Source organism: Candidatus Nitrososphaera evergladensis SR1 (assembly GCF_000730285.1).
GTDB classification, from domain to species: Archaea; Thermoproteota; Nitrososphaeria; order Nitrososphaerales; family Nitrososphaeraceae; genus Nitrososphaera; species Nitrososphaera evergladensis.
Genome location: NZ_CP007174.1, coordinates 1,469,731 through 1,490,917, shown reverse-complemented (window position 1 = coordinate 1,490,917; position 21,187 = coordinate 1,469,731). Strand labels below are relative to the sequence as shown.

The 21,187-nt window shown below is 48.9% G+C and carries 21 protein-coding genes; 13 read left to right on the top strand and 8 right to left on the bottom strand.

Annotated elements, in window-relative coordinates; genetic code table 11:
* Positions 1–15 precede the first annotated feature (15 nt).
* Positions 16–351 carry a hypothetical protein gene (locus NTE_RS08005; RefSeq protein WP_226986914.1) on the top strand — a complete coding sequence of 112 codons (336 nt, stop codon included), beginning with the start codon at positions 16–18 and terminating at the stop codon, positions 349–351.
* 42 nt (positions 352–393) lie between these two features.
* On the opposite strand, the gene NTE_RS08000 is transcribed toward NTE_RS08005, so the two are convergent.
* Positions 394–1,044: a Snf7 family protein gene (locus NTE_RS08000; protein WP_148700547.1), complete on the bottom strand. Its 651-nt coding sequence runs from the start codon at positions 1,042–1,044 to the stop codon at positions 394–396.
* Between the two features lie 120 nt (positions 1,045–1,164).
* Here NTE_RS08000 and NTE_RS07995 point away from each other — a divergent pair, with 120 nt between their 5' ends.
* Genes NTE_RS07995 through NTE_RS07985 form a run of 3 tightly spaced genes read left to right on the top strand, consistent with a single transcriptional unit; the run spans position 1,165 to position 3,368 of the window.
* Positions 1,165–1,668, top strand: coding sequence for a GNAT family N-acetyltransferase (locus NTE_RS07995; RefSeq protein WP_148700546.1), 504 nt, complete (start codon positions 1,165–1,167; stop codon positions 1,666–1,668).
* 50 nt (positions 1,669–1,718) lie between these two features.
* Entirely contained in the window at positions 1,719–1,982 is a 264-nt protein-coding gene (locus NTE_RS07990) for a hypothetical protein (protein WP_148700545.1), read from the top strand.
* A 45-nt stretch (positions 1,983–2,027) separates the two neighbouring features.
* Positions 2,028–3,368: a threonine synthase gene (locus NTE_RS07985; RefSeq protein WP_148700544.1), complete on the top strand. Its 1,341-nt coding sequence runs from the start codon at positions 2,028–2,030 to the stop codon at positions 3,366–3,368.
* Positions 3,369–3,614: 246 nt separating this feature from the next.
* On the opposite strand, the gene NTE_RS07980 is transcribed toward NTE_RS07985, so the two are convergent.
* Positions 3,615–5,000 carry an anthranilate synthase component I family protein gene (locus tag NTE_RS07980; RefSeq protein ID WP_148700543.1) on the bottom strand — a complete coding sequence of 462 codons (1,386 nt, stop codon included), beginning with the start codon at positions 4,998–5,000 and terminating at the stop codon, positions 3,615–3,617.
* Positions 5,001–5,054: 54 nt separating this feature from the next.
* Entirely contained in the window at positions 5,055–6,734 is a 1,680-nt protein-coding gene (ilvD, locus tag NTE_RS07975) for a dihydroxy-acid dehydratase (protein WP_148700542.1), read from the bottom strand.
* A 373-nt stretch (positions 6,735–7,107) separates the two neighbouring features.
* Between ilvD and NTE_RS07970 the strand changes: the two genes are divergently transcribed.
* The 3 genes from NTE_RS07970 to NTE_RS07960 all read left to right on the top strand — a co-directional run bounded on the left by NTE_RS07970 (position 7,108) and on the right by NTE_RS07960 (position 12,402).
* On the top strand, positions 7,108–8,115 hold the full coding sequence (locus NTE_RS07970) for a tyrosine-type recombinase/integrase (protein WP_158385271.1): 1,008 nt from the start codon (positions 7,108–7,110) through the stop codon (positions 8,113–8,115).
* The gene (locus tag NTE_RS07965) at positions 8,112–8,486 is read left to right on the top strand and encodes a DUF2080 family transposase-associated protein (RefSeq protein WP_148700540.1); all 375 of its coding nucleotides are present in this window, start codon (positions 8,112–8,114) and stop codon (positions 8,484–8,486) included. Before NTE_RS07970 ends, NTE_RS07965 begins: the two co-directional genes overlap by 4 nt.
* A gap of 295 nt (positions 8,487–8,781) precedes the next feature.
* Entirely contained in the window at positions 8,782–12,402 is a 3,621-nt protein-coding gene (locus NTE_RS07960; protein WP_148700539.1) for a hypothetical protein, read from the top strand.
* A 375-nt stretch (positions 12,403–12,777) separates the two neighbouring features.
* Here the strand turns inward: NTE_RS07960 and NTE_RS07955 are convergent, their stop codons facing one another.
* On the bottom strand, positions 12,778–12,990 hold the full coding sequence (locus NTE_RS07955) for a hypothetical protein (protein WP_148700538.1): 213 nt from the start codon (positions 12,988–12,990) through the stop codon (positions 12,778–12,780).
* A gap of 94 nt (positions 12,991–13,084) precedes the next feature.
* Between NTE_RS07955 and NTE_RS16530 the strand changes: the two genes are divergently transcribed.
* The 5 genes from NTE_RS16530 to NTE_RS07935 all read left to right on the top strand — a co-directional run bounded on the left by NTE_RS16530 (position 13,085) and on the right by NTE_RS07935 (position 17,175).
* Positions 13,085–13,240 (top strand): AbrB/MazE/SpoVT family DNA-binding domain-containing protein, encoded by a 156-nt coding sequence (locus NTE_RS16530; protein ID WP_158385269.1) that lies wholly within the window; start codon positions 13,085–13,087, stop codon positions 13,238–13,240.
* A gap of 378 nt (positions 13,241–13,618) precedes the next feature.
* Positions 13,619–13,906, top strand: coding sequence for a hypothetical protein (locus NTE_RS07945; protein ID WP_148700536.1), 288 nt, complete (start codon positions 13,619–13,621; stop codon positions 13,904–13,906).
* Positions 13,907–13,908: 2 nt separating this feature from the next.
* Positions 13,909–16,251, top strand: a complete 2,343-nt coding sequence (locus NTE_RS07940; RefSeq protein WP_148700535.1) for a bifunctional DNA primase/polymerase — start codon at positions 13,909–13,911, stop codon at positions 16,249–16,251.
* Between the two features lie 371 nt (positions 16,252–16,622).
* On the top strand, positions 16,623–16,799 hold the full coding sequence (locus tag NTE_RS16525) for a hypothetical protein (RefSeq protein WP_158385267.1): 177 nt from the start codon (positions 16,623–16,625) through the stop codon (positions 16,797–16,799).
* A gap of 106 nt (positions 16,800–16,905) precedes the next feature.
* On the top strand, positions 16,906–17,175 hold the full coding sequence (locus NTE_RS07935; RefSeq protein ID WP_148700534.1) for a hypothetical protein: 270 nt from the start codon (positions 16,906–16,908) through the stop codon (positions 17,173–17,175).
* A gap of 875 nt (positions 17,176–18,050) precedes the next feature.
* Here NTE_RS07935 and NTE_RS07930 read toward each other — a convergent pair.
* From NTE_RS07930 to NTE_RS07920, 3 genes are all read right to left on the bottom strand, one after another.
* Complete coding sequence (locus tag NTE_RS07930) at positions 18,051–19,262, bottom strand: tyrosine-type recombinase/integrase (RefSeq protein WP_148700533.1); 1,212 nt, start codon at positions 19,260–19,262, stop codon at positions 18,051–18,053.
* Between the two features lie 109 nt (positions 19,263–19,371).
* Positions 19,372–19,560 (bottom strand): hypothetical protein, encoded by a 189-nt coding sequence (locus tag NTE_RS07925; protein WP_148700532.1) that lies wholly within the window; start codon positions 19,558–19,560, stop codon positions 19,372–19,374.
* Between the two features lie 193 nt (positions 19,561–19,753).
* Complete coding sequence (locus NTE_RS07920; RefSeq protein ID WP_148700531.1) at positions 19,754–20,191, bottom strand: hypothetical protein; 438 nt, start codon at positions 20,189–20,191, stop codon at positions 19,754–19,756.
* A 271-nt stretch (positions 20,192–20,462) separates the two neighbouring features.
* On the opposite strand from NTE_RS07920, the gene NTE_RS07915 reads away from it, so the two are divergent.
* Positions 20,463–20,897, top strand: a complete 435-nt coding sequence (locus NTE_RS07915) for an HIT family protein (protein ID WP_148700530.1) — start codon at positions 20,463–20,465, stop codon at positions 20,895–20,897.
* An 11-nt stretch (positions 20,898–20,908) separates the two neighbouring features.
* On the opposite strand, the gene NTE_RS07910 is transcribed toward NTE_RS07915, so the two are convergent.
* Complete coding sequence (locus tag NTE_RS07910; protein ID WP_148700529.1) at positions 20,909–21,109, bottom strand: hypothetical protein; 201 nt, start codon at positions 21,107–21,109, stop codon at positions 20,909–20,911.
* Positions 21,110–21,187: the final 78 nt, after the last annotated feature.

Here is a 21,187-nt window from a genome sequence, read left to right as displayed (position 1 = left end):
AACAAAAAGAATATCGTGCCTGCAAGGGAATTTGCGTTTCGGATAAAGCTGTCATCGGAGGAACAGGAAAGAGAGCTAGCGTCGTACCTCAGTTCGCTTTCTGCTGATGACGTGCTCTTTGGCCTGCGCTTTGCGTACAACCGCTATACTGCTGCAAGTGGCGGATACCTCATGCCTGGGCGAAAGAGCATGGTCAAGAGGGAGACGCACCTCCTCAGCGCCGACCAGGCAAAATGGCGCCTGAATAACTGGAAGACGATGATTCGCACGTACCGCGATAAAGGCTACAGCTATCCGACGATATCGAGGATAAAAAAGCAGCTGCAAAAAATTGCAGCCGGGAAAAAGTAGAGTGAGAAAAGAAAGAGAAAAGAGAGGAAGGAGGCTTGTCTATTAGTAGCCTGAAGCTTCTGCAGCAGACCTCTGCGAGCTGCCGGTGGAAGGAAGATCGGGGAACTTATTCTTCATGTTCATCTCCACGATTGCGCTTGCCTCCTCCATTATCCTCGCAGTGTCGTCGTTGACTGCTGTGTATCCACCTATCTCGCCTGACGGGATCTGTCCCGAGTCGGTCATGATGTTGCCAAGCAGGTCCGAAATCTGCGCAAAGGACTGGTCTGCCTCTGGCATCATGCCCGAAAGGCCGCCCTGGAGTCCCTTTATCACAGACATTGCGGGGCTCAGCGTCACTACGACGTCGCCAAGTTCTGTTATGGTATTTAGCCTCAACTGGATCTGTTCCAGTGCAAGTTTTGCAGAGCTTATCATTTTGCCCATCTTGCGGATCTGCGAGAGCTCGCCGGAAAGCACGCGTGCGTGCTGGGCATCGTGGCTCTGCATGGCAAGGACGACGCGCTTGAAGATCACCTGATCCTTCTCGTTGATGCGCGAGTTTATCGCGTCCAGCTTTTGTATCTGCATCTGCAATTTCTTTTGCGCTTCTTCTATCCTCGGCTTTAGTGGTGTTTGCGGCTTGATTCCTTCAATCAGCTTGTGTCCTACGCTTTCTCCTTGTGGTTTTACCCATTTGTTACCAAATGACATCTTGACTATGATGGCACCTAGCAATGTTTTGCTGGCAATCAAGTAAAAGGGCGGCTGTACCGACGCGTGCTGTAACCGCGGTAACAAGGCCCGGCGGTTACATCAGGATCCTAACATCTCATGCTGCGAAACGGTTTTGAACAGGAGAATGATGATGACGTATGCATATTGCAGTACGGAATACGAATGGCGTGCACAGGCGACCTTGACGCGCTTTATGCGCTCATGGAAAAATATTATGATTACGACTGTCACGATTTTGACAGGAAAAAGGCCAAAAAAGCAATGCGCAAGCTGCTTGGCAATCGCAAGCTTGGCACAGTACTTCTTGTACTTGACGGCAGCAGCAAGCCCATAGGGTATCTCGTGCTTGCGTTTGGCTACAGCCTAGAGTTTGGTGGCCGCGACGCATTCATTGACGAGTTTTTCATCCTGCAAGAATACCGCGGAAGGAAAATAGGGCAGGCGGTCCTTGAACATGCGCACAAAGTGGCAAAAAAAGCAGAGGTTAACGCCCTGCATCTGGAAGTGACAAGGCACAACAGCGCAGTCATCGGGTTTTACAGGCGCAACGGCTTTGTGGACCATGACAGGTACCTTATGACAAAGCGTACCTCCCCCTAAAATCTCATTAGACAAGTATTTTAAACACCCGTAACCCCGGACAAGTGCGGATGATAAAGGAAAAGATAAAGGTAAACAATCGCAGCTACGACATCAGCCTCAACGAGCAAACGCAGATGTATGCAATGAAACTGCGAAGGCTTTACCAGCAGAGCTACAGCGACATGGACAGTTTTGACGAGGTCAGCTCTGAGATATCATCCACAATCAGCAACCTGCTAAAGCATGCCGCGTCGCCGGAGGTCCGCGAGGACGACATGGACGGCGTGATCCAGCAGATCCTGAAAATGTATGAGAAGAGCGTCAAAAAGTAAAAACACCTAAATAGCAAGTCCTAACGTCTCATTCTGAACAACATCATGGCCGAGCACGCCATAAAGAAATGCATCAATCCGGACTGCGGCAAGTCGTATGGCATTGACAACGACATCTACAGGTGCACCTGCGGCTCGCTCCTTGATATCAAATACAGCAAAAGGCCAAGCCGCGATCTCATTGAAAGGTTTTACCAGAGGCGCAACCACGGAGGCAACATCTACAACGAGTCCGGCGTCTGGCGTTTTCGCGACCTGGTAAACTTTGCAGGTATCGACACCGAAGATTTTAACGAGTGCGCCCGCGTGCTGGTGTCGCTTGACGGCTCTGAAGGCAGGCTCTCAAAACCGTACAACATGAGCAAGGCGGCAGACTATGCCGACATGAGCCATGACAGCTTTTTCCTCCAGCCAGAAGGCTACAACCCTTCAGGTTCGTTCAAGGACAACGGCATGTCTACTGCCGTGACGCACGCCAAGATGCTCAAGGTAAAAAAGATAATCTGTGCCTCAACCGGCAACACGTCCGCGTCTGCGGCAATGTATGCGGCAAACGAGGATATCCAGTGCGACGTCTATATCCCAAAGGGAGAGATTGCGCCAGGCAAACTAGGCCAGGCTTTCCAGTTTGGCGCGCAGGTCATACAGGTGCAGGGCAACTTTGACGACGCGCTTGCAACTTCTCTCAAGAACGCCAAAGAAACAGGCGGCTACACTGTAAATTCTGTAAACCCGTTCAGGATAGAGGGCCAGAAGACCATAGTCTACAGGGTAATGGAGCATCTGAACTGGAACCCGCCAGACTGGATAGTTTATCCCGGTGGCGCGCTGGGCAATACTTCTAGCTGCGGAAAAGCATTAATCGAACTGTACGAATGGGGATGGATAAAAAAGATCCCAAGGATTGTGGTTGTAAACGCCGAGGGCGCAAATACGCTGTACGAGCTTTACAATGGCATGTTTGAGGGCAAAAAGCTGTCATGGAACGACGGCAGGCCGGATCTTGGCATGGTCGACAGGTATTACGCAGACCTAGACAAGCAGGGAATAAGGCCCAAGACGCACGCAACTGCAATCCAGATAGGAAGGCCAGCCAACATCGTCAAGGCATTAAGAGCCCTTCATTTCACCAACGGCATAGTCGTGCAGGCAACCGACAGGGAGATGAGCGACGGAATGTCAATAGTCGGCCTGAATGGTTTTGACTGCGAGATGGCTTCAGGCGCAGTACCGGCAGGCGTACGCAAGCTGCGAAAAGAAGGCACGATAAAGAAGGACGACGTGGTTGTTGGCATTCTCACGGGCAGGCAGAAAGACCCGTCGCTTGCAGTGGAATATCACATGAACGCAGACAACATGTTTGCAAGGCCACCTACAAACCACTAGATCCTTTTTCTTAGTATTGCAATCGTACAGATCATTACTGTATAGTATTTATCATATTAAACTGATAGATATAATATAATATCATAATTCTCAGTTTACAACGATATATATGATTACATTATCAACAACATCGTTTTTCTGACCGGCAAAACTGCCAACCGCTGACAAGGGTTCATTTTTAGCACGTGCCAAGCACGAAAGGGCTGCGAAAACGGCCTAGGAAGCAGGCTGGCATTGAGCGAAAAGTCAGTTTTTTGCGGCCTTGCGAAGCGCAGAAAGAAGGGCGTTTGCCTTGTGCTCAGTTTCGTCCCATTCTTTTTCAGGGTCCGAATCCATGACGATGCCGGCGCCCGACTGGATGTAAGCCTTGTTTCCGTCGACAAAAAGCGAGCGTATGGTTATCGCAAAGTCGCACGAACCGTTGAACGAGAAATAGCCTAGCGCGCCTGCATAGGGACCCCGGAGGTCCGGCTCTAGCTCGTTGATTATCTCCATCGCGCGCACCTTTGGAGCGCCCGACACTGTCCCTGCGGGAAATACCGCCCTCAGGGCGTCGTACGAGTCGTACGACTCTTGCAGGTTGCCTGCGACGTGCGAGACAATGTGTTGCACGTGGCTAAAGCGTTTGACCGTCATCAACTCGTCTACCTTGACCGTGCCGTACCTGCATACCCTGCCAATGTCGTTTCTTGCAAGGTCCACGAGCATGGTGTGCTCGGCAAGCTCTTTTTCGTCCTTTAGAAGGTCCTGGCGCATCTCCTCGTTCTTTTTCTCGTCCTCGACTATAGGCCTCGTGCCGGCGATTGGAAACGTCTCGACGTGGCCCTTTGTGACGCGGACTAGCATTTCCGGGCTTGAGCCGATAATGCAGCGCTTGCCCATTTTCATAAAGTACATGTAGGGCGACGGGTTGACTTCTCTGAGCGCTTCGTAAAAGCGCAGCATGTCTCCACTTACGCCAAACTTGATGTTCTTGGCAAGCACTACCTGAAACGTGTCGCCGTCGTAGACGTACTTTTTGGCTTTTCTCACCATGCCTGCGAAATGCTCCTTGGTCATGTTCCTGCGCGGCGCGGTATGTGTAAAAGGAGGAGACTTGGCGGGCGGTTTTGACAGCAGGCACTCGATTTCTTTCAGGCGCGACTTGCCTAGGTAAAAGTAGTAGGCGCGGTTTTCCATGTGGTTGTACAGTATGCCGTCCGTGTAAATCCCAAATTCCATCATGGGAAACGTGTTTTTGCCCTTGCGCTTGTCCACGGGCAGGCTTTCCCAGAACCTTATCGCGTCATAGCTGATGTACCCCACCGCGCCTCCAATGTATCGAAAAGTGCCGTCCTTTACCTCCGGCACCAGCTGGCGCAGCTGCGACAGGGGCTCTCTTACTTTTTGCTTTTTTATCCTACCGCGCCTTTCAACTGTAAATGTTTCAGAGTCGCAGGTGACTGTGACTTCGGGGTCAAAGCCGATGACTGACATCTCGGCAAGCTCCTTTGGGCCTATCAGCGACTCTAGAATAAATGCGCGGTCAGAGGAAGAATAGAGTTTCTTGAATAGCGTAAACTGGTCTTCAGTCGCGGCTAGGGGCTCGATCCTTATCTTGCCGCCCAAGTCGAGACGGCCAAAAGCTACCACCCTGTTTCATTCTCCCCTCTCTGGCCCTCTGCCCTCATGCATTTAGATAGGCATTTAAAGTTTCGGGACGGTGATTGCGCCTTCCGATGCCGACTGGACCAGCGATGCGTATTTTGCAAGCGCTCCGGACCTGTAGTGGGGCTTGATGGGCTTCCATTTCTTTGCCCGCCTTGCAAGCTCTGCCTTTGACACTACCAGGTCTATCTTGCTTGTAGCAGTGTCGATGGCTATTTGGTCGCCCTCCTTGACAAGCGCTATTGGGCCTCCGACCATCGCCTCTGGCGCCACGTGGCCTATCATGAATCCACGGGTTGCGCCGGAGAACCTGCCGTCGGTTACCATCGCCACCTTTTCGCCAAGCCCCTGGCCGACTATTGCGGCTGTGGTTGCAAGCATCTCGCGCATGCCGGGGCCTCCCTTTGGACCCTCGTAGCGGATTACCACCACGTCGCCTTCGACTATTTTGCGCTGCGACACTGCGTCAAAGGCCTTTTCCTCGCTGTCAAAGACGCGTGCCCTGCCGACAAACTTCTTGCTCTTTACTCCTGCGACCTTGACCACAGCGCCGTCCGGCGCAAGCGTGCCCTTCAATATCTTTAACGTGCCCTCGCTGCTTATTGGCTCTTCAAGGCGCCTTACCACCTTTTCCTTGCCCTGGCTCAGGTCAAACGTCATCGACGCGAGGTTTTCCTTCATGGTCTTGCCGGTCACCGTCATGACGTTGCCGTTGAGGAGGCCTTTCTTCAAGAGCGCGTTCATGATGACAGGAACGCCTCCAATCTTGTCGAGGTCCAGCATGACGTACATGCCTCCCGGCCTCATGTCTGCAATGTGGGGCGTCTTTTTGCGGATTTTTTCAAAGTCGCTAAGGACAAGCTTTACCCCTGTCTCCCGGGCTATTGCAAGCAGATGCAGGACCGCGTTTGTAGAGCCTCCGATGGCGTTTGCCATCATTATCGCATTTTCAAATGCCTCGTAGGTGAGTATGTCGCGTGGGCGGATGTTGCTGTCTATAAGGTTCATCACGGCCTTGCCGGTGTTGTAGCATATCTCGTGGCGCCTGTCGCTTTCGGCGGGCGGCGACGCGCTCCCAGGGAGCGACATGCCAAGCGCCTCGCTTATCGACGCCATCGTGTTTGCCGTGTACATGCCCGCACACGACCCTGCCGTGGGGCAGGCAACGTTTTCGAGACTGATGAGCTCCTGAAGGGTCATCTTGCCGGCGTCGTATGCGCCGACGCCTTCGTATACGTCCTGTACGGTAACCTGCTTGCCGTTCCACTCGCCGGGCATGATGGTGCCCCCGTACACAAATACGGATGGCAGGTTCAGGCGCGCCATGCCCATGAGCGTTCCCGGCAAACTCTTGTCGCAGCCAGAGATGCCCACGACGCCGTCGTAGCCGTGCGCCCTGACCATCACTTCTATTGAATCGGCGATTATCTCCCTGCTGACAAGCGAGGCCTTCATGCCTTCGTGACCCATCGCAATTGCGTCAGAAACCGCTATGGCCGTAAACTCGCGTGGCGTGCAGCCTGCTTCGCTTACGCCTCTTTTGGCGCTCTGCGCAAGCTGCCCAAGGTGGATGTTGCAGGGAGTTGCCTCGTTGCACGTGGAAGAGACGCCAACTATGGGCCTGTTCAGGTCCTCGTCGGTAAGACCCATTGCCTTGTACATTGCACGGTGCGGCGCCCTTGCTGCTCCTTCGACAACTTTTCTGCTTGGAAGCTCCATATACTGAGAGAAGGAGGTTAGAAGTGCATATTTTAAGATTGAGACGATTATTCGCTATGTATTGGGCAATTATTGGATGGAAAGTTCAGAAGATATCCAGTATATGCACACCGTCTGATTTAAGTCTTAAAGCTGGTGGCGTGGACAGGCTGTCTAACCCTAGGACCAGACGGTCAAATCCTGACAGTTAGGCATAGGTTTATACCAGTACAGGCGTCCGATCATGCCAAAAAATTTGTTTGATAATATTATTATTAACACATCCAAATTAACACATCTTTTGCCTATTCCATAAAGTCATAGATATATGTCGTTGTAAATGCGCTATTTCGTTTCTTTTCTCTACCTGTTATCCCCTCCTTTTTATTACAGTATGATACTCAGTCTCACCGAGTATATCGCGGATGTACAGAAGGATGGAGCAAGCGCCCACACAATAGAGGCTTACAAACGAGCATTAGAGAGAACGGGGGTAAATCAGGTAGATACCGAGAGGCTACCTGAGTTGTATAAGGTACTTCTCACAAAGCTAGAGGCTGGAGTTTCTTACGTTTACATAAAGCACGTTATGGCCATGCTGTTTGCCTACTTTAAAATTCATACCGATGAATCCCCATTTAAGGGGAAAAGCTACCATGACCTCTACAAGGCAATCCAAAGATTGGAAAAGCCTAGGGAAGAATACGCCGATGATGAGATCAAAAAGCTGTTCCGAGCTGCCGCTAAGATAAACGATGGACGCAACACTTGGCGTGCTGCGGCACTCTGCTATTACTCAGGACTCCGCATATCTGGCTGCAAGGGAATCAGATGGGATAGTGTAAAGCCTGTGGATGGAACTAATTGTGTGACCTTTAGAGTATGGAGCAAGAACAAAGAGTATTCGGGTATCTTGAGTAACGAAGTCTTTGAGGCTATCAAACGTTTCACTGATCCTTCAAACAAAAACAACCAAACTCCCTACATCGTTAATGATCATAGCAGCAAATCAAGTCCATTCGACAAGCTATATCGGACTAGACTTACTAGAGCCTTGAGCACAGAATGCCCTGAAATTATTTCCAAAGTGGAAGAGTTAGAAGATGGTAAGAAGATCCTTCACAGAAAGAGTCCATTTCATAGTCTACGAAAATCATTTGCACATAAGCTAGAATCAGCCGGCATTGATGTTCAGGACTTGCGATACCTGATGAATCACACGCCGGTGGGTGTAACGTTTAGCCATTACATCTTTACGGAAAAGGGCAAACAGCCGATTGATCTTGTAAAGAGAATGGCACTTGCATACCAAAAGTGCGAGCCATTGATGACGCCTGATCTGTTGTTTGGTGAGGCTCCGAAGAGGGCTGTTGACCAGTGGAATAAGGAGGGACAGGCATGAGCGAACTAGAGATTACTCAGCAAAGACTGTTCCTTAATGAAGCCAAGGCCAGACATAGGGATCTCATTACTTGGCAGGAGCGCAACGAGTTTTTCATCAAGAACCATCCAGATTTGCCGGGATGGGTACGTTCAAGAGGTTACAAACACATCATCAGCGAAATTGAGAAACACTACCGCTATGACTTGATCAGATATTTGTTCAAGGAAGGGCGAACGATAACACGGACAAAACAACATGCAGACAAGTCAACGCCAAAAGAGATTGTTGCAACTGCCACGGCCATTGGCGGAGGAGCCCATGTTTACGTACCCAAACAGTGGATGGGAAAGAGGTTAAAGATAATCGTGGAGGAGGCTGCGAATGAATAAAGCATTGCCCAAAGACACTAGTTATTTCGTGGACTCTGAAGGCAGGCTGTGTGTGAAAGTTACTATTCCGCCACGTAAACGGCAGGTACGTCCGTTGACTCTCTGCTACGCCTAACCTCTTCTCTTACTGCCTGACTTCCTTTTTTATTGTAAGGTTACAAAAAGTGTCCTACAAAACAATCAAAGTCCGTGAAGAGATCTATCATGAGCTCAAGCAAAAGTCCCCGACGCCATATAGTTCAATGAACGACGTAATCTATTCTCTCCTTCATTCCAAGGATGGCAGGAACTAGCCATGTCATCCCCGATGGAAATTGCGTATAAAAAGTACCAAGAACTGAATGCCCAAAAACAAGCCCAATTTTTGCAAACTGGTAAAACTGAGTCGATCACGGCTGCGGACATTGCCGCTGCACCATCACCTGCACCAACAAACACAAACTCCAACGGCTTGAGTGATGAAGCACAGCGTACGCTGGCCACGCAGACATTCTTGGAAGCACAGCGAAGAGCTCAGGACCAGGCGCTATACAGTGGTCAAACTCAAAATCTCTCCGACTTTCTGCCAGAAGCCCGGCAGGCTGTCGAGGATAGTTATACTGTCGCCATCACTCCCGGCTTCGGCAAATTGGGCGGTGGCAGCAGGTACGAAGAGGGACCAATGCGCACTATGAGCATTCCAATCCACGACAAGGCGGCTGAAGCCAAAAGATTGGAAAAAAACTATGCTGCATACCAATCGCAGAATCTTGCCGCACAGCGTCAATCCTTAGCGCAATCAGGACAAAACGGGGCATCACAAAGAGTCTATGTCAGCAGGCTTGCATTGGGCGACAACATCCTTCAGTTTGTGCGTGAACAGGAAAAGGGAGGGAAGGTAAAGTATGCAGGACAGGTGGAAGTGTCCCCTACAGGGGATATTACCCCACTCTTCGTAGATGTGGCGGAGAGCAAAAAGAATTATGCCGATTTCATGTCTGTTCAGAGGCAAAACGGTGCGATACGTGCTGCAAACGAGAAAGCCCAAGCCGACTATGACGCATGGATTAGCGACATGCAGGCCAAAGGCTTTGGAGGGCTTGTAGAGACTAAAGATTCCTCCGGTAAGACTACAGCCAAGTTCACAACTTTCACTAGCGGTGGTAAGACAGTGGGGGTTCGTGATGATGGCACCTTTGAGATTCCGGATCCATACAAAGATGCGAAATTAAATCTAGATGCTGCCGAGCAGGTGTGGCGCTTTGGCGTCGAGGGATTCGGCGCTGCGGGTGCAGGACTGGTGAGTTTAGGTGGCAATCTGATCAGCAAGGCGGAGGATGCACTAGGATTTAAAGCGCAAGCGGAACGGACTCGCAATAATAGTGCCGCAGCATCACAAGCAATCAAGTCAGCCACGGACCTTGGTGCGTTCAGTACACTTACTGAAAGTATAGGCAGGACCTTTGGCAGCGATACATTTTATGCCGAATCGTCTAAAGCAGCGCAGGACAAAAAAATTATCGACGCACAAAACATCCCCGTAGGCAGCATAGTGGGGCTCGGTGCTGCCTATGGTGTGAAGGAATTGGAAAAGAGTGGCATGAAACAGTCTGTCGAAAGTGCAACTGGCCTGTCGTTCGGCAGTGGGGATGAAGCCATAGCGCAACAATACAAGGCACTGCAAGAACGGCCCGTTGAGTTCATTGGCGGTACCATTGCAGACATTTTAACGTTCGGCAATCCTGTAAAGATTGTAAAGGGTGTGAGCAAGGTTGCATCCGGTCTCAAACTTACCCGATCTGTTGAGAAGGAAGCGCAGGCTGCGGCAAAAAGAGCGGGTGTCGAGGGCGACGTTTCTGTTAGGCCCATCGAACAGCGCAAGATTCCGGCAACCGGTGAGGTCGTTGACGTGCCACTTCAGCCTACACGCTTTGCGAACGTTGCTGTAGCCAGTCGCAACGTAAAGATTCCATTGGTAGGCGGTAAGAAAATAGATCTCGGCATCATGCAGAACGAGACACCTATTGCTTCCATCAATATTCCAGAGAGCATAAGTGTCAAGAAGTTAACCATCAATCCAACTAGAGAGGTCGTGACGCAAGAGGGTACACCGATTGGGATCATTTCACCTAGGAGCAACACAGCCGTCATCCAGAATCCATCTCCACTGCCGCTTGCAGCAAAGGCAGATCTAGTTGGACAAGACGTTAAATCAGTCGCAGCGGTGCAGGACACTACCCAGTGGATAAAGAATCAGGCAAAAGCTCCAAGTGCTGAGGAGATAAAGCTGAAAGCGACTGATCCTTACTACAATTCGCCAAAAATTCAGGAAATGATTGAAGGCTATGCGTTGAAAAATGACTTTACTCTGAACAGCAAGTCAGCTAAACTATCTAAGAAATTAGAGCCGCTGTATTCTAAGGCTGACAATCTCAGAATGCAAAAAGAGCAATTGCAATCAGAGCTTTCTGATATCAATGACCATATTGCTGTGGCGAGTAATCAAAAATCAGAAAATATGTTTGCCGTTGATAGCAGTACCGATGCTGCAACATCGAAAGAGGTCGCTGACTTGACTAGCCAAAAGTCCGACCTCCTACAAAAAATATCTGGCATTGACGAAAAGCTAACTGGTATTGAAAGTGAAATATCTAGCACTACAACAGCCTTCGGCATCAAGAGGGCCGACGCACTAGGCGCACTGCAACACGCAAGCGAATTTTTCTATAAGGTAGGCGGAAAGGGAAGAATTAATCCGGCGAAAGGAGGAGCGCCGGCGGATGTCATGTTCCCAAAGGTCCAGAACGCTCCCAAGTCCTCTAACCTGATAGCAAGCAGTACCACAGATGTTTATAACTTGGAGCAAAATCCAGCTTTGCCTAGTGCCAGACTTTCCAGACTAGCCGGCTATGACCTTGCAAGAGATTCTGAAGGACTGGACCCGTTATCCGGAAACTATTTCATAACCAAAGGCGGCAAGGCGATAAAACTGATGAAGGAACAAGTGGCCACTGATGTGGAGTTTGATCTTAATAAGGTCAGCAAGTTTGTCAAAGAGGATACAAAAAGATCCAAGGCTGTTAGTGATGAGGCAAGGACAAAGAAGCCGAGCACACCATTCACATTCAATGTCGAACCGGGCAGAACACCATCGGCAGAACTGCCTAAGACAAATGGCGGTAAGTTGATTGAGGTTAGTAGTGCCAAGGAAGCTCCGAGCTTTGCGAGTGTGAAAAACACGATCTTTGAAGCGGAATCGTCTGCAAGAGTAAAGGGTCTTGGATTAGGAGGCAATGCCGGTGCATACACAAACATTGGGGCCATTGGGCTTGGCGGCTTAACCGGAGCCGAGAGAGTCTCCAAGAAAAAGACTTCTCAGAACGTCTCTGAGTCTACCGAGTTCCTCAGATATCCGGGAGAGTCACTGAGCCACAAGACCAAGCAGGATACTAGGACAGACAGCTTGCTTAACCTTGGCTCACTGAGTTCAACTGCCAATCCATTCAACCTAAAGCCCCAAAAAGGAGGACTCGATGTCGCCAATCCATTCTCCCACGGGACCGGTTCGAAAACAGGAGGAAAGGCCGACATAATTATGACTCCCAGAGACATCACATCGACAGGTTCCCGCTTAGATCAGGGGACTATTACAGATCTAAACTTCAGGCTTGATACAACCACGGGCAGGCCTCCGAGAAGTCCACCCACTAGTCGGAAGGTGCCACCTATCGCAATTCCAACATTCATGCCGGGTGGAGTAGCGGCCAGTCAAGGGAGCAAGGGCGGAGTCAGTTCGTTTAAGCAGCGTGGAGTGAAAAATATTCTGTTCGGAGCCGGTGCCTTTGACATTCAGGAAGGCGGACAAAAACAGGTAAAGGCTGGAAAATCAAAAGGAAAGAAGAAAAGTAAGGGACTATGGGGTGGTGGCTTGCTGTGAGCTCGCCTTTGCCTTCCTGCGATCACGCATAGCCCAATACAGACAGACTGATGCCCCACTCAACCACATTGCAGCGCTGATGCCGGCGTCTGACCATGATTGATAAAGGCTGGCGAAACCGTTAAGCCATACTGCGACGCAGACGCCTGCCACAATGAATTTACCGAGACCAATTATTTTTGCCATTTATGCCATCACCATAAAAAGTGGGGCTAGGCCGTGCCCTCCTGCTCATCGCACATGTCACACGTTAAGCCCATCTCCGCCATGGCATTATGGAGCAGGTCTCTGCCGAAGGGACTTCTATGCATCTCTGCCAGCACGCACCCCATTTCAACGATACCATGCTCCCGGTGTTGGAGGGTGGCGGCCATGTTAAGCAGTCACCTCAGCCTTGCGCTTGCCCTTGAAAGTCGTTCCCATTAGCAGCCCCAATGAGAATACTGAAGCTGTCAGGATCGGTGCACCCAACGGCGTGTGGAGTGTGGCTGCCCCGTAGGCTGTTCCAAAAATCAGGGCTCCAGTTGCGACGGCTGCGACGACTTTGCTTGCGGTTATTTTGTTTGCGTTCGTGTTGTATTTGCTCATGCATTATAGTTACCTACATGAGCTATTTATGCATTTAGATCACCATGACAGCAATATTTATATAGGTAACAGAGGGTATATAAGGCAAAGCGACATGATAACTTCCAAGGTCCAGACGGCAAACCAAGTTTCAGGTTCTATCAGGGTAACAATTCCCTACGAAATAGCCAAAGCTTTAAAGCTGGAGGTTGGGGACGTTTTGGCTTGGGATTTGGATGGAAAGAAGGCGACTGTGCGGAAGTTAGAATAAGTTCGACAGTTGTCGAATATTCTAACCCAAACTAGCCATCCTATCTCCCATATTATACCTCTATTAGCCAAAAGGAGGTAGAATATGGGCTTCTTTGCCGATTCTGAGGATCATTACTAAAACAAAAAAGTAACAATGCAAAACCACGCTCGCAATTCTCCTTTTTATTATATGGGATTAAACAACCAAACAACCGTGACAGCCGAGCTCGGTAAGGAGCTCTACTGCCAGCACTGCACGTACATATGGACATACCGAGGGCGATCTATCTTTCATACAGCGTGCCCTCATTGCGGATTCAGGGTGAGAGTACACTTGGGAGAAGCAAGGGCCAAGGCATTCAGGAACGGTATGGTGGAGAGGGCTGAATAAAAGAAGATGAGTAGCCAAGCACCTGATTCACCCCAGAAGATTGACTACAATAGAAAAAGGAGCGAATATACAAACTACGCAAGGCTCCAGCACTGGAGTATTGACCATCCCAACTACAGGATCACTAGGGTCCAGCAGATTGTCGAAGTGGAAGTTTGGGCGCATCCTGAGTGTAGTAAGGAATGCAGGGAAGTGATTGAGGGAATCTTTGGCTACAGGCTGAAACTCCTGCATAGCAAAGACTTGGGACTCACAGTGAGATTCGTGTTCGAGATTCTCGGAGGCAGGGCTTAGAGATGAGTTCTAACATCGCTGAAGAAGCAGCAAGGTATGTGAGTATGGGGATAAACCTAGTCCCTCTTGCGGCTAGAAGCAAGATCCCTGAGGCTGGTATTGACCTAGACAAATACTTCAATGAACTATTCCCGGCAGACAGACTCCAAGAGATGATAGCCAAAGGTTGCAACATCGCTGTGATATGTGGTAAGATCTCTTTGGTTATTGTCATAGATATTGATGGGGAACCTGCTACACAGATGTGGGCGGATACAATCTCTAAAGTCCCTACATTGAAAGAAAAGCTGGAAGCCAAGGATACACAGCTAGTGAAGACAAGTGGAGGCTATCACATCTACCTAAGATTCAATCTCTCCGAGTTTGAAGATGGTATAGGCAGAATCAAACTCTGGAAAGGAACTGGAGCACATGAAGAGATAGTCATTAGAGGAAATGGCTCCTATGTTGTAGGTGCAGGGAGCATACACCCTGACACCGGTAAGGTCTACGAGCGCAGAGGCCAGACAATACCAACCATCACTAAAGCCGAGTATGAACAATTACTTAATGCTTTCAATATAGCCTCAAAAAGCTCCACTGCCTCAAGACAGCAAACAGCCGGAGTAACTAAGGTAAGCCCTCTACACATAGCAGCTCTTGCAGATTGTGCCAAGTCTATTTACTCAGAAGGAAGCAGAAATGATGTAGGGCTTCGCCTCATCGGAGACCTCAGGCATAAGGGCTTCCCTGAAGATGCCGTGAAAGAGTTTGTCATAAAACTGCACGGTGACGATAGGGACAAGATTGTGAAAGCAGTGGATGCAACATTCCGCAAAGACATCGCACAGATTAACAGTAGGGCAGAGTTGGAGAGAGAACTCTTGGCGAACCATGACTACAAAACAGTGCAGAGGTTCTTCAAGCAATGGGATAAGCTGATCAAGGAAGCACTTGCTGCAAGCAGGAAAGTGCAAGATTGGGAAGACAGTGAGGAGAGGATAGTTGCCTTAACTGAGGATGTAAAGAGTAAGTTCATCGTAAAGGCTACAGGTCAGGACAGAAGGCTCTGCATTTACAACGATGGAGTGTATGAGGAAAAAGATGCTGAGCAGGCGATAGAAAGGTATCTTGAAGAGATCAGCCCCGGTATCAACAACCACGATGTGAACGAAGTCCTGAACAAACTGCGCAGGCGGGAGTATGTGAATGAGGTTGAATTTGACAACAATCCGTACATGATAAACTTCAGGAATGTGTGGTACAACTGGCTTGAGGACAAGACATACCCGCACAGTCCAGACCTGCTTTCCATGCATCAACTGCCCTACCCATATCCAGAGGTCAAACAAGTGCCAAAGAACTTCTACAGATTCATGGCAGGAGTCAGATATCCTGAAGACGGAAACAGAGAGATCAAGGGTATCCACTATCCACACGAAGTCAAGACGGCAATGGACTGGATGGCCTACACCTTCATGAAGGAAAACAAGTTCGAGCTTGTATGCTTCAAGATAGGATACGGCAAGAATGGCAAAACTACTGAAGATAGTTTATTAAAAGCACTGCATGGAGGCAAAAGTGAGAAGGGAAGTTTTGTTGGAGGATCAGTAACAGGCTTCTCGCTCAGGCAAATCATCGAAAATCGGTTTGCGACATACAGAATGAAGGGCAAGGCCCTCAATATTGATGCAGAGACAGACGGTAGGGCAATAGACATGACGGAGCTGAAGAGACTTGCGTCCAGAGATACGATTCATGAGGTAGAAGGGAAGGGAACCAACTTTGAGAGCGTGATCCTGAATACAAAGTTCCAGATGAACTTCAACAAGGACCCAATCATCATCAACCAGTCGGACGGTGACATTCGCAGGTTGCTCATGCTAAGTTATCCGCACCAGTTTGAGGGCAAGAGTGATGACACAGACATCCTGCAAAAACTTCTGACAGAGGAGGAACTCTCTAACATCTTTGCGTGGGTCATTGCTCCGGCACTACGGAGACTCAATACGGCCAAATCGCTGTATATGAAGTACAACAAGATTGAGGACAGGAGAACAAGATACGAACTTGTCACGAACCCCATGAAGGCTGCGACAGACGCAATATTCCTGAGTAGTTCAACGTCTGAAGACTATGTAACAAAGGCGGAGGCATACGACGCATACAAGAAGTTCTGTGCGAAGAACAACCTTGCCGTGCAATCAAAGAAACTATTCGGGACCTATTTGCACAAGGAGATGATGGTTCAGGATGGGTATAGGGGTCCGAAGGGTAAACAAGATGAAGTATGGTTGGGACTGAGGGTGAACCCTGCATATACTGTTGACTTGAAGCAAGCACAATTCACACCAGCGGCGGCCTAAACTCCCGCTTCCTTCCTTTCTTTTATTTCAATTCTTATAGTTTTTACAACATTGTCTAATATTGGTTGTTTAATCTTCAACCTCTTTTAGGGTACGGGTTGTTAATTTGAGGTACGGCTTGAGTACTGGTTGAGTACAGGCTATTTCGTGCTGGTACTGGCGGTACGGGCTATTTTACGAACTCACAATAGATAAATAAGAAAAATTGAGGCTGAACCTACAAACAATGTATAAGTGCGGAAAATTTTCGTTTTATCAACCCGTACGCCAGTACCGAGCGTGAAATGCCCAAAAATAGCCCGTACACAACCCGTACCGGCAGGATGATAGCCCGTACCGGTTGCCTCGGTACTAAGTGTTTCATAATATTTTTGAGTAAGCTCCTTCTAGTAAGTGGCTACATGGTGATGCGCAGGTTTGTCTGGAAGGTCCAAATCCGAGAGAACGAGAGCCGTCCTTGGCGTGACGATGATGTTCCCAAGACTGTAGAAGTCCCCGACTTCAAGACAGGAAACGGGGTCCTTCCTAGCTGGCATTTGTATTTTTAATATCAAGTAGGCGGGTCAGCCTTTCCCGCCTGCTCTCGTCCGTTGGCATGGACCCTCATCCTACATTTGATGAGGGCCTTGTTTTCATTTTTAATTCTAGGATATCATGCCTAGAAAACTAACCGAGACAGAAAAGAAAAGAATAGCAGGTCGTGCAGCGAAACAGAAACGCCTTGCTGAAAAAGCGGCAAAGGCACAAGCTGAAGAGCTGGCACGGCTAGAGGAGATCAAGCAGGCAGAGGAGCAGCATGAAGAGTTTGAAGCAGCCCGGCGCAAATATCTTGCAGAAAGTCAGGCGCAGGCTTCCATCAATGAAGTACGAATGTTGGCGAGCATGAAACAAGCACGGGGGCTCCTTAAACTTGCCGAGGATTGAGCTGCCCCTCGTTAATTACACTGCATTGCCGCCTCCTCTTCCCAAATCGGCTGTGACTTGGGGAGCGAGCTCTAAAGACGCCATAATTCAGCTATTGAATGAAGGCCGAAGTGTAGAGGAGATTTGCAACACAACCGGCAACCGTCGGACCTTCGTAAAGACTGTTGCATACAGGTTCAACCACCCTGAAGAGTTTATAGTCTCTCAACCTGTCAGAAGTGTCGAGTCTTCGAGACGCCTTAACCACCGATCCGACATAGTTTGCAAAGGTTGTGGAACAACCTTTAGCGTCCCGAATTGCCAGCGAGACGCTATCAAGTTTTGTACTCGTGAGTGTAGAAGGACGTACTGGGACGCACGCAAGGTAAAGGTTCAGGCTGTTCCAAAGGAACGTGTTCGCAAGAAAACACACACTATAGTTTGCAAGAACTGCGGCAAGCAGGCCACGGTTCTAAAACCAACTAATGCATTCTGCGATCAGCATTGTTATTTTCAGTTCAAACGCAATAGCAAAAAGGCCCCAACATACACACATGTTTGCAGGCACTGCAACAATGAATTTGGGTCTTGGGTAAAGAACCGAGTTTACTGTTCGGCTAAATGCCGTCTTGAACACACATGGAAGCCAGCGTTTGAAGGCCAGTTGAGTAGAGACCAGAAACCAATATGCCGGAACTGTCACCAACCTTTCAAAGTCGGAAATAATCAGAACATCTATTGCAGTTGGGCGTGTTTCAAAGCCTATCCCCATAAAACAACCAAGCGCAAAGTGATCCGGAGCAGAGAGATGGCATGTGTTGTGTGCGCCAAGACGTTTCGGGTCTTTCCATCACATGATGGGCGCAAGACTTGCAGCATGGCTTGTTACAACAAGATTAGGAGGAGTCGGCACGCTCCTCCTCTTCAGGCTCCCCAAGCAAGCCCTTGAAGACTTGATGGAACTCATCCCTTGTCCACTTGTAACCCTTCAGGCGAGCCATGTTCGCAATTATCTGTTCCATTTGCGCTGTGCTGTTCTTTGCATCAAGCGCCTCCTGCTCAGCCTTCTGCAACCGAGTCTCAAAGTCTCGCTGCCTTGCTTCCATAGATGTCACATCCAAGAGCGTTAATGCAGGCTCGCACTTCTTGAAAATCTGGACTAACTTCTCATGTGTCTCTGCAAAATAGACCATGTTTACAGTGCTTGTGTGGCCGATAAAATATTCAGAAAATTCTGCGTACCCAAGTGTCGAGATCTGAGTCTTTACGAACCGGCGCAATGAGTGAAATGTAATTTTCCGTCTTCTCTTATTCTCCTCCTTCTGCCCTCTTCCATTTCTGTCTAATGTCTCGACAAATGCGTGGTTCAGGTGGACGTAGACACTCCGCAAATCTGGTTGGATGGTCCTATCCTGATGATACGCAACGAAAACATAATCATCATCCTCCTGACGAGGGGCAAACTTGTTATGTATCGTCTTGCCTAGAGTCCTATCATAGACTGTCCTGCGCTCGCGGTATTTTACGGTTAGATATTCTTTCAAGGCCTTAATCAATTCCGTAGTGAGGAACACATTGCGGTCCTGTTTTGTCTTTGTCGTTTCTCCTCTGATGAATACGTAAGGCTGTATGGGATCATCTAGATGCAAATCCTTGTTTCTGACATTCAATGCCTCTGTGGCCCTGCAGCCTGTGGCGGCCAAGAACAGAACATATGTGAACAATCTGGCATCTCCCCTGCAAGCCATGACAATCTCTCTGACCTCAGCTTTAGAGAGAGCTTTCTTTTGCTTGCGAACGATGACAGGAAGAAACACCTTAAGTTTGAACTTGGCTTTTGATATCGGCACATCGCAATACTCTAGAAAGTTCCTAACCGTCTTTACAGTCTGGACTTGTGAACGTGGTGTAACCTTACGGCTTGCCATGTATGCATTGAAGCCACTCATGACCTTGTATACATCCAGCTTTCCCTTCAGCAGCTTTGCAACAGTGGCATCTATGCCGTCCTTTGCTACGAACTCCTCAAATCTCTTTATGCGCTGTGCGTATGTTCTGCCGCTGAATGCATTGCGTGCACTGACATTTCCAAGATACTCCTTCGCCAAACGACTAACTTTTGCCACAGGTATTACCTTACAGAAGATTATACCTAGTGATTATTAAAGTAAATTGCTTGTCGATCTTTAAGATTCTTGGCGTTTCTCAGTCAGTCAATCAGTCAAGGTTTGCCGTTATCTTGATGCCGTCGAGGCCTTCCACGCGAAAGACAGTTTCGCACATGCCGCACTCGGCGTTTCCGCTTGACAGATCTTTGGCAGACACCTCTTCATTGACATAATCGCACTTTGGGCAACGGAATGAAAAGGCAATGTCAAAGTCTTCCAGCTCAACTGTCTCAGCCATCGTAAAAGGTCTAGAATCTGGCGTATTTAAAATTGGCTGTTGTCCCGCTGGCAAGCAAGGCGGCGCAAACATTTGCATTCTCAATATTATACCTGCCTGATGCGGCAGAAATGTGTTCTCCACGTGATTGTTGTAATACAGTTACAGGACTCGCTCTTTCAATTGTCGACGTAAAGACGGACTATGTCGAACCTTACTTCTTGCCTGCACCGCCCAGCAGGCCGCCGATAATATCTCCCACCCCTCCTCCGCCTCCTTGTTTATTTGCGCCCAGAAAGCTGCCAATCAACGAGCTCAATCCCGCAGAATCCTTGTTTGCGCTTTCCTTAAGCACGTCTACTGTTTGTTGCGTGTACTGCCTTGCTTGATTGTCGTCATTTAATCCACCGTCTTTTTTTACTTGTTGCACAAGCGGATTGCCCGGATCGTTTATGCCGGAGGTCAGCTGCGACAGCATGGATTGCAAAGAAGAGCCCGCATCAGATCCGCCCAAACCCATAAAGCCACTTGCTCCTTTCTGCATAAAGTGCTGCACTGCATAGCTTAGGACGGCGCTTATCACTGTGCCAGCAATCGACTGCTGCATCCCAGTCTTGTTTGACAGCATTGATGATAATTCTTCTATGTTCATAGGTCAATCTCATGATCAAGTTATTTACGACTTGCTTTAGCTCTTACAGTAAACTATATCCTTCTTCGCTCCTGTCCTATCAGACAAAGTGTCTGCTGATAGTTGCAAATACGATCTTCTATGATCTCTTGTATAGAACGATTGGTGAGACAAACACGCCACCAGGTCCAAAAAAGGACGCTCATCTTCAAAGCATTGCCAACAACCATAACTGCGCTGCAAGCACAAGGAATAAACATCCATGAAATCCTAGCAGATGACGCAACAACAGATGCCCAAGCCATGCATATTCTGCTCCATAATAGCTGGCGAGCTGCCAAGCGCCCAGGTCTACAAGGACGAGGACCTGCTCGTGATAATGGACAAGTACCCGATAAACCCGGGCCACACGCTGGTAATCCCTGTCAAGCACCACAACACGCTTTTAGACATGCCGCCTGCCGAAGTGGCCAAGCTGTATGCGGCAATACCAAGGATAGCAAAGGCAGTCGTAGATGTTGTGAGCGCAGACGGGTTTAACGTTGGTCAGAACAACGGCATTGCGGCAAACCAGATAATCCCGCACGTGCACGTACACATTGTACCGCGGTTTGCAGATGACAGCCCCGACGGCAAGTGGCCCGCAAGGCGCGTTGCCCCGGAAGAAGAGCTTGAGAAGATGGCTCAAAAAGTGAGGCAAAAGCTGGTGCCGCTGCGCGCAAAATAAAATATAGAATCTCACTTTTTCTTGTCTTTTTTCTTGGGCTCCTCTGCTTCTGAATCGTTAAAAACCTTCAGGTCGACCGGCTTTTTCATCCTGTTCTTGAACTTGACGAGGTATTTTTCGGCATCTTCTCTTGTCTCAAATCTGGCCTCTCCCCGAAAAGACCCATTTTCGTCTATGAGGCTCACCGTTCCCCACATACCGTTCTTACCCAATTTCTTGACTGAAAACATAAGGCGCAAGTTATTTCTAATACGGATATTTAAGAGAGCCGGAACTTTGCTTAACTAGTT

Excerpts from the sequence above, each read along its gene's own strand:
- NTE_RS08000 (WP_148700547.1), bottom strand. The coding sequence starts at position 1,044 with ATGTCATTTGGTAACAAATGGGTAAAACCACAAGGAGAAAGCGTAGGA.
- NTE_RS07995 (WP_148700546.1), top strand. The coding sequence starts at position 1,165 with ATGCTGCGAAACGGTTTTGAACAGGAGAATGATGATGACGTATGCATA.
- NTE_RS07990 (WP_148700545.1), top strand. The coding sequence starts at position 1,719 with ATGATAAAGGAAAAGATAAAGGTAAACAATCGCAGCTACGACATCAGC.
- NTE_RS07985 (WP_148700544.1), top strand. The coding sequence starts at position 2,028 with ATGGCCGAGCACGCCATAAAGAAATGCATCAATCCGGACTGCGGCAAG.
- ilvD (WP_148700542.1), bottom strand. The coding sequence starts at position 6,734 with ATGGAGCTTCCAAGCAGAAAAGTTGTCGAAGGAGCAGCAAGGGCGCCG.
- NTE_RS07970 (WP_158385271.1), top strand. The coding sequence starts at position 7,108 with ATGATACTCAGTCTCACCGAGTATATCGCGGATGTACAGAAGGATGGA.
- NTE_RS07965 (WP_148700540.1), top strand. The coding sequence starts at position 8,112 with ATGAGCGAACTAGAGATTACTCAGCAAAGACTGTTCCTTAATGAAGCC.
- NTE_RS07960 (WP_148700539.1), top strand. The coding sequence starts at position 8,782 with ATGTCATCCCCGATGGAAATTGCGTATAAAAAGTACCAAGAACTGAAT.
- NTE_RS07955 (WP_148700538.1), bottom strand. The coding sequence starts at position 12,990 with ATGAGCAAATACAACACGAACGCAAACAAAATAACCGCAAGCAAAGTC.
- NTE_RS16530 (WP_158385269.1), top strand. The coding sequence starts at position 13,085 with ATGATAACTTCCAAGGTCCAGACGGCAAACCAAGTTTCAGGTTCTATC.
- NTE_RS07945 (WP_148700536.1), top strand. The coding sequence starts at position 13,619 with ATGAGTAGCCAAGCACCTGATTCACCCCAGAAGATTGACTACAATAGA.
- NTE_RS07940 (WP_148700535.1), top strand. The coding sequence starts at position 13,909 with ATGAGTTCTAACATCGCTGAAGAAGCAGCAAGGTATGTGAGTATGGGG.
- NTE_RS07935 (WP_148700534.1), top strand. The coding sequence starts at position 16,906 with ATGCCTAGAAAACTAACCGAGACAGAAAAGAAAAGAATAGCAGGTCGT.
- NTE_RS07925 (WP_148700532.1), bottom strand. The coding sequence starts at position 19,560 with ATGGCTGAGACAGTTGAGCTGGAAGACTTTGACATTGCCTTTTCATTC.
- NTE_RS07920 (WP_148700531.1), bottom strand. The coding sequence starts at position 20,191 with ATGAACATAGAAGAATTATCATCAATGCTGTCAAACAAGACTGGGATG.
- NTE_RS07915 (WP_148700530.1), top strand. The coding sequence starts at position 20,463 with ATGCCCAAGCCATGCATATTCTGCTCCATAATAGCTGGCGAGCTGCCA.